The organism is Variovorax raffinosi (assembly GCF_051216615.1).
Lineage (GTDB): Bacteria > Pseudomonadota > Gammaproteobacteria > Burkholderiales > Burkholderiaceae_C > Variovorax.
The window spans coordinates 231,380-247,307 of record NZ_JBPJZR010000012.1; the positions used below are offsets into that span (position 1 = coordinate 231,380).

Annotated in this window: 16 protein-coding genes; all 16 read right to left on the reverse strand. The window is 65.2% G+C overall.

Annotation, left to right across the window (positions count from 1 at the left end):
- Positions 1 to 71: 71 nt before the first annotated feature.
- Positions 72 to 2,009, reverse strand: coding sequence for a molecular chaperone DnaK (gene dnaK / locus ACSFB7_RS29855; protein WP_435475938.1), 1,938 nt, complete (start codon positions 2,007 to 2,009; stop codon positions 72 to 74).
- A gap of 113 nt (positions 2,010 to 2,122) precedes the next feature.
- Positions 2,123 to 2,695 (reverse strand): nucleotide exchange factor GrpE, encoded by a 573-nt coding sequence (gene grpE, locus ACSFB7_RS29860; protein ID WP_435475939.1) that lies wholly within the window; start codon positions 2,693 to 2,695, stop codon positions 2,123 to 2,125.
- A gap of 161 nt (positions 2,696 to 2,856) precedes the next feature.
- Complete coding sequence (locus ACSFB7_RS29865; RefSeq protein ID WP_187108811.1) at positions 2,857 to 3,207, reverse strand: FKBP-type peptidyl-prolyl cis-trans isomerase; 351 nt, start codon at positions 3,205 to 3,207, stop codon at positions 2,857 to 2,859.
- Positions 3,208 to 3,293: 86 nt separating this feature from the next.
- Positions 3,294 to 3,704 (reverse strand): winged helix-turn-helix transcriptional regulator, encoded by a 411-nt coding sequence (locus tag ACSFB7_RS29870; protein ID WP_435475940.1) that lies wholly within the window; start codon positions 3,702 to 3,704, stop codon positions 3,294 to 3,296.
- A gap of 177 nt (positions 3,705 to 3,881) precedes the next feature.
- Positions 3,882 to 4,733, reverse strand: coding sequence for an archaetidylserine decarboxylase (asd, locus tag ACSFB7_RS29875; RefSeq protein WP_435475941.1), 852 nt, complete (start codon positions 4,731 to 4,733; stop codon positions 3,882 to 3,884).
- 118 nt (positions 4,734 to 4,851) lie between these two features.
- A complete protein-coding gene (locus ACSFB7_RS29880) occupies positions 4,852 to 5,844 on the reverse strand; it encodes a Bug family tripartite tricarboxylate transporter substrate binding protein (protein WP_435475975.1) in 993 nt (330 codons plus the stop codon).
- A 41-nt stretch (positions 5,845 to 5,885) separates the two neighbouring features.
- The gene (locus ACSFB7_RS29885; RefSeq protein WP_435475942.1) at positions 5,886 to 6,950 is read right to left on the reverse strand and encodes a lactonase family protein; all 1,065 of its coding nucleotides are present in this window, start codon (positions 6,948 to 6,950) and stop codon (positions 5,886 to 5,888) included.
- A gap of 11 nt (positions 6,951 to 6,961) precedes the next feature.
- Positions 6,962 to 7,942, reverse strand: a complete 981-nt coding sequence (locus ACSFB7_RS29890; protein ID WP_435475943.1) for a tripartite tricarboxylate transporter substrate binding protein — start codon at positions 7,940 to 7,942, stop codon at positions 6,962 to 6,964.
- A gap of 54 nt (positions 7,943 to 7,996) precedes the next feature.
- Positions 7,997 to 8,758 (reverse strand): SDR family NAD(P)-dependent oxidoreductase, encoded by a 762-nt coding sequence (locus tag ACSFB7_RS29895; RefSeq protein WP_435475944.1) that lies wholly within the window; start codon positions 8,756 to 8,758, stop codon positions 7,997 to 7,999.
- A 26-nt stretch (positions 8,759 to 8,784) separates the two neighbouring features.
- The gene (garD, locus tag ACSFB7_RS29900; RefSeq protein ID WP_435475945.1) at positions 8,785 to 10,365 is read right to left on the reverse strand and encodes a galactarate dehydratase; all 1,581 of its coding nucleotides are present in this window, start codon (positions 10,363 to 10,365) and stop codon (positions 8,785 to 8,787) included.
- Between the two features lie 18 nt (positions 10,366 to 10,383).
- Positions 10,384 to 11,736, reverse strand: a complete 1,353-nt coding sequence (locus ACSFB7_RS29905) for a TRAP transporter large permease (protein ID WP_435475946.1) — start codon at positions 11,734 to 11,736, stop codon at positions 10,384 to 10,386.
- Positions 11,727 to 12,221 carry a TRAP transporter small permease gene (locus ACSFB7_RS29910; protein WP_435475947.1) on the reverse strand — a complete coding sequence of 165 codons (495 nt, stop codon included), beginning with the start codon at positions 12,219 to 12,221 and terminating at the stop codon, positions 11,727 to 11,729. Before ACSFB7_RS29910 ends, ACSFB7_RS29905 begins: the two co-directional genes overlap by 10 nt.
- Positions 12,222 to 12,363: 142 nt before the next feature.
- Complete coding sequence (locus ACSFB7_RS29915; RefSeq protein ID WP_435475948.1) at positions 12,364 to 13,356, reverse strand: TRAP transporter substrate-binding protein; 993 nt, start codon at positions 13,354 to 13,356, stop codon at positions 12,364 to 12,366.
- Between the two features lie 57 nt (positions 13,357 to 13,413).
- Positions 13,414 to 14,304, reverse strand: coding sequence for an SMP-30/gluconolactonase/LRE family protein (locus ACSFB7_RS29920; RefSeq protein ID WP_435475949.1), 891 nt, complete (start codon positions 14,302 to 14,304; stop codon positions 13,414 to 13,416).
- Positions 14,294 to 15,112, reverse strand: coding sequence for an NAD-dependent epimerase/dehydratase family protein (locus ACSFB7_RS29925; protein ID WP_435475950.1), 819 nt, complete (start codon positions 15,110 to 15,112; stop codon positions 14,294 to 14,296). The genes ACSFB7_RS29920 and ACSFB7_RS29925 overlap by 11 nt, the downstream gene beginning before the upstream one ends.
- Before the next feature lie 14 nt (positions 15,113 to 15,126).
- Positions 15,127 to 15,921, reverse strand: a complete 795-nt coding sequence (locus tag ACSFB7_RS29930) for a transporter substrate-binding domain-containing protein (RefSeq protein ID WP_435475951.1) — start codon at positions 15,919 to 15,921, stop codon at positions 15,127 to 15,129.
- Positions 15,922 to 15,928 lie beyond the last annotated feature (7 nt).

Genomic DNA, 15,928 nt, shown 5'->3' on the forward strand with positions numbered 1-15,928 from the left:
CGGGTAACGTTGAAGCGAGAAAGGCTGGATCACCCCTTCAGGTGATCCAGCCTTGCTCATCGGACTGAAGATCAGCCCTTCTTGACTTCCTTGACTTCGGCGTCGACCACGTTGTCGTCGGCCTGTGCATGCGCAGCAGCTTCCGCGCCAGCCGGGCCGCTGGCGGCCGAGGCACCGGCCGCAGCCTGCGATTCGGCATACATCTTCTCGCCGAGCTTCTGGCTTGCGGTCATCAGCGTGTTGGTCTTTTCCTCGATCGCGGTCTTGTCTTCACCCTTGAGGGCTTCTTCCAGGTCCTTGATCGCGGTTTCGATCGCTTCCTTCTCGGCGGCTTCGAGGCTCGCGCCGTGTTCGCCCAGCGACTTCTTCACGCTGTGAACCATGGCCTCGCCCTGGTTGCGGGCTTGCACGATCTCGAGCTTCTTCTTGTCGTCTTCGGCGTTGAGCTCGGCGTCCTTCACCATCTTCTGGATCTCGTCTTCGCTCAAGCCCGAGTTCGCCTTGATGGTGATCTTGTTTTCCTTGCCGGTGCCCTTGTCCTTGGCGCCGACGTGCAGGATGCCGTTGGCGTCGATGTCGAAGCTCACTTCGATCTGCGGCGTGCCGCGCGATGCCGGCGGAATGCCTTCGAGGTTGAACTCGCCCAGGGCCTTGTTGCCCGAAGCGATGTCTCGCTCGCCCTGGAACACCTTGATCGTCACGGCCGGCTGGTTGTCTTCGGCGGTCGAGAAGGTCTGTGCGAACTTCGTCGGGATCGTGGTGTTCTTAGTGATCATCTTGGTCATCACGCCACCCATGGTCTCGATGCCGAGCGACAGCGGGGTCACGTCGAGCAGCAGCACGTCCTTGCGGTCACCCGAGAGCACCTGCCCTTGAATGGCGGCGCCGACGGCCACGGCTTCGTCGGGGTTCACGTCCTTGCGCGGTTCCTTGCCGAAGAAGGCCTTCACCTTTTCCTGCACCTTGGGCATGCGGGTCATGCCGCCGACCAGGATCACGTCGTTGATGTCACTCACGCTGATGCCGGCGTCCTTGATGGCCAGGCGGCAAGGCGCGATGGTGCGCTCGACCAGCTCGTCGACCAGGCTTTCCAGCTTGGCGCGGGTGAGCTTGATGTTCAGGTGCTTCGGACCCGATGCATCGGCCGTGATGTAGGGCAGGTTGATGTCGGTCTGCGCGCTGTTCGACAGTTCGATCTTGGCCTTTTCAGCGGCTTCCTTCAGGCGTTGCAGAGCGAGCACGTCCTTGCTCAGGTCGACGCCCTGGTCCTTTTTGAACTCGCCGATGATGTAGTCGATGATGCGCTGGTCGAAGTCTTCGCCGCCCAGGAAGGTGTCGCCGTTGGTCGACAGCACTTCGAACTGTTTCTCGCCGTCGACGTCGGCGATCTCGATGATCGACACGTCGAAGGTACCGCCGCCCAAGTCATACACGGCGATCTTGCGATCGGCCTTGTCCTGCTTGTCCAGGCCGAAGGCCAGGGCCGCAGCGGTGGGCTCGTTGATGATGCGTTTGACGTCCAGGCCCGCGATGCGGCCGGCGTCCTTGGTGGCTTGGCGCTGTGCGTCGTTGAAGTAGGCCGGCACCGTGATCACGGCTTCGGTCACGGTTTCGCCGAGGTAGTCTTCGGCGGTCTTCTTCATCTTGCGCAGGATGTCGGCGCTGACCTGTTGCGGGGCCATCTTCTTGCCGCGCACTTCGACCCATGCGTCGCCGTTGTCGGCCTTGGCGATGGTGTAGGGCATCAGGTCGATGTCCTTTTGCACTTCCTTTTCCTCGAACTTGCGGCCGATCAAACGCTTGATCGCGTACAGCGTGTTCTTGGGGTTCGTGACGGCCTGGCGCTTGGCCGAAGCACCGACCAGGACTTCACCATCTTCCTGGTACGCGACGATCGACGGCGTGGTGCGTGCACCTTCCGAGTTCTCGATCACGCGTGTGGTGTTGCCTTCCATGATCGACACGCACGAGTTGGTGGTGCCGAGGTCGATGCCGATGATCTTTGCCATGTTCTTTACTCCTGAAAGCCTGAAAAATATGTTGTTATGAACTTGTGGATAACCCAGCGCGATTCAAGGGATGAAGCGTGGATTTCCTGTGGGAATCTTGTGTGCCGAATGGATTACTTCGGCGCGCTGACCGTGACCAGCGCAGGGCGCAGCACGCGATCGTTGATGGTGTAGCCCTTCTGGAGCACGCTCACCACGGTGTTCGGTTCCTGCTCGGCGGGCACCACCGAGATGGCCTGGTGCTGGTGCGGGTCGAACTTGGTGCCGGGGGCCGGGGCCACTTCGATCACCTTGTTGCGTTCGAGCGCGCTCTTGAGCTGGCGCAGCGTGGCTTCGGCGCCTTCGCGGATCTGCTCGGGCGTGGCGTCCTTGATGGCAAGGCCGGCTTCGAGGCTGTCGGTCACCGGCAGCAGGCTCTCGGCGAAGGCTTCGACAGCGAACTTGCGGGCCTTGGTGATCTCGTCGTCGGCGCGGCGGCGGGCGTTCTGCACGTCGGCCTGGGCACGCAGGTACTGATCGGCCAGCTCGGTGTTCTTGGTTTGCAGCGCGGCAAGTTCGGCTTGCGCAGCGGCCAGGGCGTTCAACGCGTCGGCTTCATTGGCGGCTTGCGCAGCCTCCAGTTCTTCGGGGCTGGGCTCGCCTTGCAGCATTTGCGAATTCTGTGCGGATTGTTGCGGGTCAGACATTTTTCAAAGAACCGGCTGTGGACCGGGAAACAAATCGATAGCCAGCCACTTGGGGCTGGCCTAGGGCTTTTCAAGCGAAAAAATGCGGCCAAAAGGGCCGCAGAGGCATGAAAAAGGCCCGGAACCGGGCCTTCAAGCCGTGTTTTGGCGTCGAAACGCGCTCAGTGTGCGTCGAGCAGCTCGACGTCGAACTTCAGGGTGGCGTTCGGGGGAATCACGCCACCGGCGCCGCGGGCGCCATAGCCCAGCGATGCGGGAATGATCAGCGTGCGCTGGCCGCCGATCTTCATGCCGGCCACGCCTTCGTCCCAGCCCTTGATGACCTGGCCGGCGCCCAGCGAGAAAGCGAACGGGTCGTTGCGGTCGCGGCTCGAATCGAACTTGGCGCCTTGCACGCCGTCGTTGTAGAGCCAGCCGGTGTAGTGCACATGCACGTGCTGGCCAGCCTTGGCTTCGGCGCCGTCGCCGACGGTGGTGTCTTCGTACTGCAGGCCGGAGGGGGTGGTAGGCATCTTGAAACGCTCCTTGCGTCGATAGGGGAAGAATGGATCGAAGGCGCGGAGTTTACCGAGGCCGGACCGGGCCGGCCTGTCGGCGGTCAGCTGGTGCTGCTGTCGTCGGTGGGTGGCACGGGCGGAACCGCCGGTGCGGGAGCCGGGGCCGGGGCGACCGGCGCAGCGGCCGGCGTTGCCGTGGGCGCCGCGGCTTTCTTGGCCTGGCCCAGTTGCCACTTGCCGGCAAAGGCCTGCAGGTCGGACAGCCGCTTGAGCAGGTCCTGCCCGCTGAGCGTGAGGCAGTAGCCGTCGCTGCCATGGCTCACGATGCCGGCTTCGCGAAGCTCCTTGATGCGGGTGTTGAGCGTGTTGGGAGTGATGCCGCCCACGCTGTCCTGCAGCAGCCGGAAGGTTTGGGCATGGCCGTCGCGCAGGGCCCAGAGTACGCGCAACGCATAACGGGCCTCGAGCAGTGCGAGCAACTGGCTGACGGCTGCGTTTTCCTTGGTACTCATCGACATCATCTCCTCGAAGCTGGGCGGGCCAGCGGCCTGGTGGACAGGGCCGATGTCGCGCGCTTTTGTGTTTGGTTATGGACCGCCTTGCTGGCCGGCGACTATAGCGCAAGGATCATGATGCTACTAGTTTTATAGCTGTGGGGGCATGCTGGACGCGGGTTGTGAGACAAAGCTTCACAAATTCGAATAATTTGCCATGGCTTCGCCCAGGCGGATTGCGCGGGTGGGCGACCAGTCGGGGTTGAAGGCGAGCGCGGGCGCCGGGAACAGCATGACGACCGTGGAGCCGAGCAAGAAACGGCCCATCTCGTCGCCCTTGCGGATGTCGATCTGCTGGTCGTCGTAGCGCCATTCGCGCAGTTCGCCAACACGCGGCGGATTCACCACGCCATGCCACACCGTCGCCATGCTGCCGACGATGGTGGCGCCCACCAGCACCAGCACGAACGGGCCGTGCGCCGATTCAAAGACGCACACCACGCGCTCGTTGCGCGCGAACAGCCCGGGCACGCCGCGCGCCGTGGTCGGGTTGACCGAGAACAGGTCGCCGGGCACATGGATCATGCGCACCAGCCGCCCGTCGCAGGGCATGTGGATGCGGTGGTAGTCCTTCGGGCTCAGGTATAGCGTGGCGAAGCTGCCGTGCGCGAACTTCGCGGCCAGCGCGGCGTCGCCACCGACCAGCGCCGTGGTCGTGTAGTTGTGGCCCTTGGCCTGGAAGATCTGGTCGCCCTGGATCGCGCCGAACTGGCTGATCGCGCCATCGACCGGGCAGATGAGGTCGGCTTGCGCGAGCGGCCTTGCATCGGGCTTGAGCGCGCGCGTGAAGAACTGGTTGAAGCTCTTGTAGTACGTGATGTCCGACTCGAGCGCTTCGCCCATGTTCACGCTGTACTTGGCCACGAAGCGCCGGATGATCCACGTCGTGACAGCCCCCCGTTCCTTGCCCGCAACCCAGCCGGCGAAATTGGTCAGTGCCTGTTTCGGGAACAGGTATTGGGGCAGTACTGCGGAGCGGTCGGACACGTGGGGAAGGCCTGGAATGCGGATCGGAGGGGCATTCTATAAAGGGCTTCCCGCGCGGGGCGTAGGAAGCTTCCCTTGGTTTGGGCGCGATGCGCCCGGCGTGCCGGGAACCTTTGGCTCAATCGGCCTTGATCCCTGCTGCCTTGATCACCTGCGCCCACTTCTCCACTTCGGCCTTCTGGAACGCCGCGATCTGCGCGGTCGAGAAATCCGTGGGCTCCATGCCGAAGCCCTTCAGCTTGTCCTGCATGTCCGGCGTCGCGAGGATCTTGCGGATCTCGGTGTGCAGCCGGTCGATGACGGGCACCGGCGTTCCCGCGGGCACGAAGATCGCCTGCCACGACACCACCTCGAAATCCTGCAGTCCCGGCACGCCTGATTCGGCCACCGTCGGCACATCGGGCATCGAGGCCAGCCGCTTGGCCGATGTGACCGCAATGGCGCGCAGCTTGCCGCTCTGGATGTGCGGGCCGGCCACCACCGTGGTGTCGAACATCATGTCCACCTGCCCGCCGATCACGTCCTGGATGGCCGGCCCGCTCCCCTTGTACGGAATGTGCGTGAACTTCACGCCCGACTTGTAGGCCAGCAACTCCAGCGCCAGATGCTGCGAGGTTCCCGTGCCGGCCGAGGCCGACGAAAGCCCGCCCGACCTGGCCTTGCTCGCGGCCATCACGTCCTTCAAGGTCTTGTAGGGGCTGGCCTGGTTCACCACCAGCACCACCGGGTTGGTGCCGATCAGCGTGACCGGTGCGAACGACTTGATCGGGTCGTAGCCGATCTTCGGATACAGGCTCACGTTGATCGCGTGCGAGCTGATCGTGCCGCCGACCAGCGTGAAGCCATCGGGCGCCGCGCGTGCGCCCACCTCCGAGCCCACGCTGCCGCCCGCGCCGCCCTTGTTGTCGATGATCACGGTCGTGCCCAGCACGGTGCCGAGCTTCTGCCCGATCAGCCGGCCCAGCACGTCCGTGGTGCCGCCCGCGGGAAAGGGCACGAGGTAGGTGATGGTCTTGCCCGTCGGCCAGTTGTTGCTGCTCTGCGCGAAGGCCGGAAGACCGGCGGCGAGCGAAGAGGCGAGGGCGGTGCGAATCAGTGTGCGGCGTTGCATGGTCATGGTCTTGTCTCCTTGTTGTTGGGGGGCATGCCTCCTCAGGGCATGTCGACGATCTCGATCCAGTTCGGGTTCTTGCCCACGTCCAGGTGCGTCGGCTTGCCCAGCGCGCCTGTCGCGGTGTCGATGGCGTACAGCGAAATGCCGTTCGACTCCTGCCCGGCGGCAATCAGGTAGCGGCCGCTCGAATCGATCGCGAAGCCGCGCGGCCCTTTCTCGGTCGGCGTGTGGCCCAGCGGCTGCAGTCGCCCCGTCGCCGCATCGACCTTGAACGTCGACAGCGTGCTCGACGTGCGCTCCGATGCGTACAGGTAGCGCCCGTCGGGCGTCAGGTGCAGGTCGGCCGCCCAGGGCTTGCCGGTGAAGCCCGGCGGCAGCGTGGTCGTGCTCTGTTCGAGCTTCAGCGTGCCGCGCGTCGCATCCCAAGCGAACACATGCAGCGCCGCATCGAGTTCGTCCAGCAGATAGACGTGGCGCTGCGCCTTGTCCCAGACGAAGTGGCGCGGCCCTGCCTTGTCGGCCGTGGTGGTCAGCGGCGGATCGTTGGGCGACAGCAGGCCCTTGTCGGCGTCGAAGCGCCAGCTCGACACGTTGTCGCCGCCAAGGCTGCTCGCGAGCACGAAGCGGTTGGCCGCATCCGCATGAATGGCGTGCGCGTTCGGTGCGGTCTGGATCAGCTGATGGATCGCGCCGACAGCGCCGTCCTTGCCGATCGCATTGACCGTGATCTTCCCGCCTTGATAGGAGGCCGCAAAGAGCCACTTGCCGGTTGCGTCGAGATCGATGTTCGCCATGCTGTCGGCCAGCGGCGCCTCGCCGAGCTTCTGCAGCTTGCCGCTGGCGCCGTCGATCGACAGCGCGGTCACGCGAAACGGCTGCGAGCGCAGCGCGGCGTACAGCACGCGCTTGTCGTGGCTCACCACCATCGGCATCACCGTGCCGCCGACATTCAGCGTCTGCACCGGCTTGAGCGCGCCCTGCGCGCGGTCAAGCTCGAGCACCGAGATCTCCTGGCTGTCCGCGTTCGACACGTAGACCCAGGTTGCGGCCGAGGCCGGGCCGGCCGCCGCCAGCCACAGCAGCGATGCGATGGTCGCTTTCATGGCTGTGCGGCTCAGGGCTTGATGCCGAGCTTGTTGATCAGCGCCTTGAAGTACTCGTTGTCCTTGGCCAGCGTTTCCTTGAATGCAGCGCCATCGGTGTAGGCGTAGCCCAGGTTCTGCTTGTCCATCACCTCGCGCAGCAGCGGTTCCTTCGCGGTCTTCGCGGCGATGTCGCGCAGCTTGGCCATCACGTCGGGCGGCGTGTTCTTCGGCGCGCCGAGGCCGCGCCATGTGCCGATCGAGATGTCGATGCCGCGCTCCTTGGCGGTGGGCACCTTGTCGAAAGCGGCCAGGCGCTTGTCGGCCATCACCATCAGCATCTTGAGCTTGCCGGCCTGCACATAGGTCGACACCTCCGCCGGGCTCACGGCCACCGCGTCGACGTGGCCGCCGAGCAGCGCCAGCACGGCAGGGCCCGCGCCCTGGAACGGGATGTGGTTGAACTTCGCGCCGGTCTTGTCTTCCAGCGCCGAGGCGGCCAGGTGCCAGATCGAGCCGGTGCCCGAGTTGCCCACGCCCATCTCGCCTGGCTTCTTCTTGGCTGCGACCAGGAATTCCTCGATCGTGTTGTAGGGCGAGTCGGCCTTCACCGTGATGGCGGCCGGGTCGGCGTTGAGCTGTGCGATCGGCTGGAAGTCGTCGTAGTTGAACTTGGCCAGGCCCAGGTGCGGCAGCGTCAGCAGCTCGACCGTGAGCACCGCGAGCTTGTAGCCGTCGGGCCGCGAATGGATCACCTCGTTCCAGCCGATGGCGCCGCCCGCGCCGGGGCGGTTCACGATGACGATGCTTTCCGACATGTGCTTGCGGCTCGCGTCGGCGAAAGCACGGGCCAGTGCGTCGGTGCCGCCGCCGGGCTGGTAGGGAACGATCAGCTCGACCGTATGGTTCGGGTAGTCGTTGCCGGCGGCTTGCGCGGCGGGCGCCACGGCACCGAATGCGAGGCAGGCCACGCCAGAGAGGGCCGCGAGCTTGCGCAGGAATTTCGTCGTCATCTGTCTTGTCTCCGTTATTGGTCTTGGGTTGCAGAAAAGAAAAAGCGATGGAACTCAGGGCATGTACTGCCCGCCGTTCACTTCGATCACCTGCCCCGTGACATAGCCCGAGAGCTGTTCCGAGGCGAGATACAAAAAGGCGCCGACGCATTCCTCGGATGTGCCGATGCGGCCCATCGGAATGCTGGCGCGGAAGTTCTCCAGCATCGCGGGCGTCGAGAAGCGGTCCTGAAAGGGCGTCTGGATCACGCCCGGCGCCACCGCGTTGACGCGGATGCGGTCGCCCACCAGTTCCTTCGCCAGGCCATGCGTCGCGGTGCTCACGAAACCCTTCGAGCCCGCATACAGGTACGCGGCCGGTCCGCCGCCGGTGCGCGCCGCAACCGAGGTCACGTTGATGATGTTGCCGCCGCCCTGCGCGCGCATCAGCGGCACCACCTCGCGGCAATAGGCGAGCACCGAGCGCGCGTTGATGTGCATCACTTCATCGAACAACGCATCGTCGAACTCGGCGATGGGCACGCGCTTGACCAGGCTGCCGGCGTTGTTGACCAGCACGTCGATGCGGCCGAACTGTGCAGCCGTCTGCTTCACGCAGTCGCGGATCGCCGCGGTGTCGCGCACATCGGCCTTGACCGCGAAGGCCGTGCCACCTGCCGCGCGAATGGTGGCGACCACCTGGTTCGCCGCGTCGGCCGAGCTGTTGTAGTGCACCGCCACGCGCATGCCGCGCGCGGCGAACGCAATGGCCACCGCGGCGCCGATGCCGGTGCTCGCGCCGGTGACGAGCGCGGTCTTGCCCTTGAGGTCTTCCATGATGAGTAGCTCCGTGTGAAGGTGTTTCAGGTGACGGGCGCGGGGTTGAACAGCACCAGCGCGTTGTGCAGCTTCCAGTGCTCCGCCCAGGTTTTCTTGCGGCCGCTGGCCACGTCGAGCATCAGGCGGAACAGTTCCCAGCCCACGTCCTCGATGCTGGCCTCGCCATCGGCGATGCGACCCGCGTTCACGTCCATCAGGTCGTGCCAGCGGCGCGCGAGGTCGCTGCGCGTGGCGACCTTGATGACCGGCACTTCGGCCAGCCCGTAGGGCGTGCCGCGTCCGGTGGTGAACACATGCAGGTTGATGCCGGCGGCCAGCTGCAGCGTGCCGCAGATGAAATCGCTGGCCGGCGTGGCGGCGTAGATCAGGCCCTTCTGCGTGGCTTTCTCGCCCGGTGCCAGCACGCCGGTGATCGGTGCCGAGCCCGACTTGACGATGGAGCCCATCGCCTTCTCGACGATGTTCGACAGCCCGCCCTTCTTGTTGCCCGGCGTGGTGTTGGCGCTGCGGTCGACGCGGCCCTTCTGCAGGTAGGCGTCGTACCAGGCCATCTCGCGGATCATGGCCTGCGCCACCTCGGGCGAGGACGCGCGCGAGGTGAGCTGGTCGATGCCGTCGCGCACCTCGGTCACTTCCGAGAACATCACGGTGGCGCCCGCGCGCACCAGCAGGTCGGTGCAAAAGCCCACTGCCGGGTTGGCGGTGACGCCCGAGAAGGCATCGCTGCCGCCGCACTGCACGCCCACCACCAGTTCGCTGGCGGGCACGGTCTCGCGGCGGCGCGCATTCAGGCGCACCAGGTGCGTTTCGGCCTGCCGCATCACCGAATCGATCATCGACATGAAGCCGACGTGCTCCTCGTCCTGCAGGCAGACCACGTCGAGCGCCGCATCGCCATCGGCTTCGCCGCGCTTGTCGGCGATGGGAATGCTGCCCGGCGGCAGCAGCCGCTCGGGCTGCAGCTTCTCGCAGCCCAGGCTCACCACCATCACCTCGCCGCCGAAGTTCGGGTTGAGGCTGATGTTGCGCAGCGTGCGGATCGGCACGATGGCGTCGGGCGCGTCGATGGCCACGCCGCAGCCGTAGCTGTGCGCGAGCGCCACCACATCGTCGACGTTCGGGTACTTCGGCAGCAGCTCGGCCTTGATGCGCTGCACCGCGAAGTCGATCACGCCGGCCACGCATTGCACCGTCTCGGTAATGGCGAGGATGTTGCGCGAGCCCACCGAGCCGTCGGCGTTGCGATAGCCCTCGAAGGTGTAGCCCTCCAGCGGCGGCAGGGCAGGGGGCTTGATGGTCGCAATGGGCAGGCCGTCCAGCTCAGGTGCGACCGGCATGCGCATCACGCGCTCGTGCACCCAACTGCCGCGCGGCAAGGCTTTGAGCGCGTAGCCGATCACGACGTCGTAGCGCCTGATCGCCTCGCCTTCGGCCAGGTCGGCCAGCGCCACCTTGTGGCCCTGCGGCACGTTGTCCACCAGCACGAGGCCGTCGGCGAACGTGGCACCGGCCTTCAGGCCGCCATCGTTCGCGACGATGGCGACGTTGTCGTTGGCATGGATGCGGATGTAGAGCGGCGAGGCTCCGGCGGCGGCATTGCTCATCGTGAGGGCCTTTGTTGCTTACAGCACCTTGTGGCCGGTCAGCATCGTGGGCAGCCAGGTGGAGAAGGCCGGCACGTAGGTCACCAGGGTGATGGCGATGAAGATCGCCAGATAGTAGGGCCAGGCCGTTTTCGTTGCCTCCCCGATGGATATCTTCCCTATCGCGCAGCCGATGAACTGCACCGTGCCCACCGGCGGGTGCACGAGGCCCAGCGCGCAGTTCAGCAACAGCATCATCCCGAACTGCACCGGGCCCACGCCCATCTGGATCGCCAGCGGCAGAAACAGCGGCGTGGTGATCAGGATGTGCGCCGCCATGTCCAGGAAGATGCCCAGGAAGATCTGGATGATGTTGATGTACAGCAGCATCAGCCAGGGGCTCGAAGTCGCGGCCAGCAGCACCGTTTCGATGGCGTCCGGAATCTCCAGGTAGGCCATCTGGTAGCGCAGCATGTTCGACACGCCGATCAGCAGCAGGATCACGCCCGTGGTCTTCGAGGCCTTGGCCAGCGACTTGAAGAGCTTTTCGCGCGTCATGGTGCGGTAGGCCACCACGGTGAGCAATAGCGAATACGTCACCGCGATGGCCGCCGCCTCGGTGGCTGTTGCCACGCCCTGCATCACGCAGACCAGGATGATCACGATCACCATCAGGCCGGGAATCGCCGCCAGGAAAGTCTTGGACACCGTGCCCCAGCCCGGAAAGCGCTCGACCATCGTGCTGCCATCGGTGCGCTTGGGGTAGCCGTGCTTGGCGGCTTGCCAGTAGGCGGCGATCAGCATGCACACCATGATCCAGAACACCGGGATCAGCCCCGCGAACATCAGGTCGCCGATGGACACGCCCTTGATGATGTGCCCGTCGATCGTGCCCACCGCGGCCTGCGCGGCGAAGGCATAGATGATCATGTTGTGCGAGGTCGGCATCAGCGCGCCCGAGAGCGATGCATGCGTCGTCACATTCACCGCATAGGCCGCGCTGTAGCCCTCGCGCTTCATGATCGGGATCATCACGCCGCCCATGGCCGAGGTGTCGGCCACCGGCGAGCCCGAGACGCCGCCGAAGAGCGTGGACGCCACCACGTTGGCAAGGCCCAGCCCGCCCTTCCAGTGGCCGACCAGGCTGCGCGCGAAGGCGACGATCTTGTCGGCGATGCCGCCATGCAGCATCAGCTCGCCCGAGAAGATGAAGAACGGAATGGCCAGGAACGAGAACACGTTCATGCCCGACACCATCATCTGGATGGCGGTCTCGAACGGCAGGCCTTCGTACGCGAAGGTCGCCAGGCAGCTCAGCCCGATGGCGAAGGCCACCGGCATGCCGAGCAGCAGGAAGAGCACGAAGCTCAGCGACAGCACTGTCAATGCCATGATGGAACGACCTTCCGGCCGGTGAATTGAGCAGCCAGGTGCTCGAGAGAAAAGAGGGTGATCAGCACCCCCGCGAAGAGAACCGGCACGTAGCGCACGGCCTCGGACAGCCCCAGCGTGGGAATCGTCGATTCGCGCGTGGACACGGCCATCTCGGCCCCGCCCGCGAACAGCGCGATGGCGAAGCCGATGGTCAGCACATAGACCAGCGCCTTGCACCAGAACTGCGCCTTCTCAGGCAGCGCCTTGACCAGCGAATCGAGACCGATGTGCCCCGCGTCCCGCACGCCGGCGGAGGCGCCGAACATGGCGACCGAGATCACCAGCAGCAGCGCGACCTGCTCGACATACGGCGGGGCGTCGTTGAAGACGTAGCGCAGCACCACGCCGTAGACGACGACGCCGAGCAGGCCGACAAGGCACACGCATGCGACGTACATCGCCCAGCGGGAGAGCCGTGCGTTCAGATGGGTCAGCAGGTTCATGTGGATTTCCTGTCTTGCCCCTTCCCCCTCCGGGGGAAGGTTGGGATGGGGGCTGCCCCCAACGAGCGCCATTCAGTGGCCAAGGCCGCCGTGCCCCCACCCCAACCCTCCCCCGGAAGGGGAGGGAGCAAGACGGTGGGCCTCATTTGATGTTGACGATCTCTTGCACCAGCGCCTTCTGCTCTGGCGTGGTCGCGAACTTGTCCCACACCGGCTTCTCGACATCGACGAAGCCCTTGCGATCGATCTCGGAGGCCGCGACGATCTTGGCGCCGCCCTTGATGACGGCCGCCTTGGCGTCCTTCTCGCGCGGCTCCCACAGCTTCACGTAGTAGGGCACCGAGTCTTTCGCGGCCTTGCGGATCGCGACCTGTTCTTCCTTGGTGAGCGTGTCCCAGATCTTCTTGGAGAACACCAGCACTTCGGGCGTCATGACGTGCATGGTCTCGGAGTAGACCGGCGCGGCTTCGAAGTGCTTGGCCTCTTCGTACGAGGGGTAGTTGTTCTCGGCGGCATCCACCAGCCCGGTCTTGAGACCCGTGTAGACCTCGGCGATGGGCATCGGCGTGGGCGATGCACCGGTGGCACTCACCAGGCTCACCATCAGGTCGGAAGGCTGCACGCGGATCTTCAGGCCCTTCATGTCGGCCACCGACTTGATCGGCTTCTTGGCGTAGACCGAGCGCGCGCCGCTTTCGTACATGCACAGGCCGATGAAGCCGGCCTTCTCGAAGGCGGCCAGCACCTTGTCGCCGGCCGGGCCGTACATCGCCTTGCGGAAATGCTCGATGTCGCGGAACAGGAAGGGCAGCGACGGAATGACCGACTCCGGCACGATGCCGTGGAACGACGCGCTGCTCACGCGCACCATGTCGAGCGCGCCGATCTTCACCTGTTCGACCGTGTCCTTTTCAGAGCCCAGCGAGCTGTCGGCAAAGATCTTGATGTTGTCCTTGCCACCGGTGGCCTTCGACAATTCTTCACCCATGAACTTCACCGCCTGGTTGGTCGGGAAGTCCTTGGCGTGCACCTCGGCGGAGCGGAAGGTCCGCGCCATGGTGACGTTGCTTGCCGTGAGGGCGATCAGGCCGATCGCGATCAGGCCCGACAGCTTCTTCATTTGTAGTGATTTCATTTTTGATGGCTCCTCGGTGGATGAAAAGAAAACGCAGCGGATGAACAACAAACAGGCTCAGATTCCGAAAGCGGGCTCCGCAATGCCCTGCACGCCGGGCCGCAGCGCGAACACGCCGCCGGCCAGTGGTTGGTCCGACAGGTCGATGCCGCCCGGTCGGATGGAGGTGACGAAAAGGGTGTCGAGCCCGGCGCCGCCGAAGGCGCACATCGCGGGCTTCTTCACCGGCACTTCGAGCGAACGATCGAGCCGGCCGTCGGGCGTGAAACGGTGCACCAGGCCTGCGTCGTTGCCGCAGATCCAGTAGCAGCCGTCGACGTCCATCGCCGCGCCGTCGGGGCGGCCGGGCAGGGGCTTCATGTCGGCGAACAGGCGGCGGTTGCTCGGCGTGCCGCTGTCGGTGTCGTAGTCGAAGGCCCAGATGGTTTGCACCGTGGGGTGCGAATCCGAGAGGTACATCGTGCGGCCGTCGGGGCTGAAGGCCAGGCCGTTGGGCACGATGAAATCGTCGAGGCGCTGGGTGGCGTTGCTGTCGCCCGTGCCGTAGTTGTAGAGGCGGCCGACGCGTGCGCCTGCTGCCATGTCGAGCAGCATCGTGCCGGCCCAGAAGCGGCCCTGGCGGTCGCAGCGGCCATCATTGAAGCGCATGGCCGGGGCTGCGTGCTCGACGGGCGCCAACGACGTGGCGGCCAGCGTGCCGTCGGCTTGCGGTCGCAGCGAGAAGAGGCCGCTTTCCATGCCCGCAATCCATTCGCCGGGCACGTCGGCGCGCGGCGCGATGCAGGCGATCATTTCGTTCGCCGTCCATTTCGCATGGCCTTCGCCCGCGTGCCACCGGTTCAACGTGCGCGCTGGAATATCGACCCAGTAGAGCGCCTGCTGGCCCGCATGCCACACCGGGCTTTCGCCGGTGCCGTTGCGCGCGTCGAGGACGAGTTCAGCGTTCATCGCCGAACGGGCCCTGTGCGGTGAAGGCGCCGCCCTGGTAGATGGCGTTCGGATCGGTCGGCGCGACGGGCGGCTGCGCCTCGACCTTGTCGCGGAACACCTCCGAGCTGTCCTGCGGCACGAAGCCCAGGTGCGCGGCCGCGCTGTTGTCCCACCACACGTCGCGGTTGTTCGACATGCCGTAGACCACCGTGTGCTTCACCTCGGGCGTGAACAGCGACTTCTCGATCAGCGTGGTCAGGTCGCGGTAGCTGAGCCAGGTGCTCATCATCCGGCGGTTGAGCGGCTCGGGGAATGAAGAGCCGATGCGGATGCTCACGGTCTCGATGCCCCAGCGGTCGAAGTAGAACTGCGCCACGTCTTCGCCAAAAGACTTCGACAGGCCGTAGTAGCCGTCGGGCCGGCGGGCAGCGTGCGCGTCGATGTGCTCGCTCTGCTTGTAGAAGCCGATCACGTGGTTCGAGCTGGCGAACACCACGCGCTTGACGCCGTGGCGGCGCGCGGCTTCGTAGATGTGGAACACGCCCTTGATGTTGGCTTCGAGAATTTCCTCGAACGGTCGCTCGACCGACACGCCGCCCAGGTGCACGATGGCGTCGCAGCCGTTCACCAGCGCATCGACCGCTGTCTTGTCCGACAGGTCGCAGGGCACGACCTCTTCATGCGCATCGGCGGCGGGCGCCAGCGAAGCGATGTCCGACAGCCGCAGCACATCGGCAAACGGCTTGAGCTGTTCGCGCAGCACCTTGCCCAGGCCGCCGGCTGCGCCGGTCAGCAGCAGGCGATGGAGTTTGTTCTTGTCTTGCATCGTTGCTCGCTCGTTCACAGCTTGGTGATGCGCTCGGGCAGGTCGCGGCCGTGGTACTTCTTGTAGATGGCGTTGAGCTTGCCGTTCTTCTGGTTCGTCACGACCCAGTTGTTGACCCATTCCTTGAGCTTGGGCTGCTCCTTGTTCAGCGCGATGCCCAGGTCGAAGTCTTTCTGCGCGAACTTCAGCTCCAGGTTCTTGGTGGGTGCCTGCTTGACCATCTCGCTCAGGTTCGACGGCGTGCTGGAGAACAGGTCGATCTGGCCGGTGACCATCGAGGTGATGAGCGTGGCGTCGTCTTCGTAGCGCACGATCTCGGCGCCCTTGGCCTGCTGCGTGGTGAGCGTGTCGTTCACCGTGGCGCGCGTCAGGCCGATGCGCTTGCCGTTCAGGTCGGCGTAGTCGGTCACCTTGATGCTCTTGGGGCCGCCCACGATGATGCTGATGACGGCGTAGGGCACGGAGAAGTCGACGACCTTCTCGCGCTCGGGCGTGATGGACAGGTCGGCGATCACGAGGTCGGCGCGCTGGGCCTGCAGCGTGGGCACGCGCGCGGCGTTGGTGATCGACACGATTTCCAGCTTCACGCCCAGGTCCTTGGCGAGCTGCGTGGCGGTGTCCACGTCGGAGCCGGTGGGCTGCAGGTTGGCGTCGGCAAAGCTGAAGAGCGGCGTGCCCATGGCGATGGCCACGCGTACCTTGCCCGCCTTCTTGATGTCGTCCAACTGGTCGGCCATGGCGGCCTGCGCGACGCCGGCCACGAGGGCCAGCGCGATGCATGTGCGGGTGAAGGTGGTGCCGAGTTTCATGAATATC

Bases quoted from the DNA above. Each gene is read 5' to 3' on its own strand.
- grpE (WP_435475939.1), bottom strand. From the start codon at position 2,695: ATGTCTGACCCGCAACAATCCGCACAGAATTCGCAAATGCTGCAAGGC.
- ACSFB7_RS29870 (WP_435475940.1), bottom strand. From the start codon at position 3,704: ATGAGTACCAAGGAAAACGCAGCCGTCAGCCAGTTGCTCGCACTGCTC.
- garD (WP_435475945.1), bottom strand. From the start codon at position 10,365: ATGAGCAATGCCGCCGCCGGAGCCTCGCCGCTCTACATCCGCATCCAT.
- ACSFB7_RS29865 (WP_187108811.1), bottom strand. From the start codon at position 3,207: ATGCCTACCACCCCCTCCGGCCTGCAGTACGAAGACACCACCGTCGGC.
- ACSFB7_RS29910 (WP_435475947.1), bottom strand. From the start codon at position 12,221: ATGAACCTGCTGACCCATCTGAACGCACGGCTCTCCCGCTGGGCGATG.
- ACSFB7_RS29905 (WP_435475946.1), bottom strand. From the start codon at position 11,736: ATGGCATTGACAGTGCTGTCGCTGAGCTTCGTGCTCTTCCTGCTGCTC.
- ACSFB7_RS29880 (WP_435475975.1), bottom strand. From the start codon at position 5,844: ATGCAACGCCGCACACTGATTCGCACCGCCCTCGCCTCTTCGCTCGCC.
- ACSFB7_RS29895 (WP_435475944.1), bottom strand. From the start codon at position 8,758: ATGGAAGACCTCAAGGGCAAGACCGCGCTCGTCACCGGCGCGAGCACC.
- ACSFB7_RS29920 (WP_435475949.1), bottom strand. From the start codon at position 14,304: ATGAACGCTGAACTCGTCCTCGACGCGCGCAACGGCACCGGCGAAAGC.
- ACSFB7_RS29885 (WP_435475942.1), bottom strand. From the start codon at position 6,950: ATGAAAGCGACCATCGCATCGCTGCTGTGGCTGGCGGCGGCCGGCCCG.
- ACSFB7_RS29930 (WP_435475951.1), bottom strand. From the start codon at position 15,921: ATGAAACTCGGCACCACCTTCACCCGCACATGCATCGCGCTGGCCCTC.
- ACSFB7_RS29915 (WP_435475948.1), bottom strand. From the start codon at position 13,356: ATGAAATCACTACAAATGAAGAAGCTGTCGGGCCTGATCGCGATCGGC.
- ACSFB7_RS29890 (WP_435475943.1), bottom strand. From the start codon at position 7,942: ATGACGACGAAATTCCTGCGCAAGCTCGCGGCCCTCTCTGGCGTGGCC.
- ACSFB7_RS29925 (WP_435475950.1), bottom strand. From the start codon at position 15,112: ATGCAAGACAAGAACAAACTCCATCGCCTGCTGCTGACCGGCGCAGCC.
- dnaK (WP_435475938.1), bottom strand. From the start codon at position 2,009: ATGGCAAAGATCATCGGCATCGACCTCGGCACCACCAACTCGTGCGTG.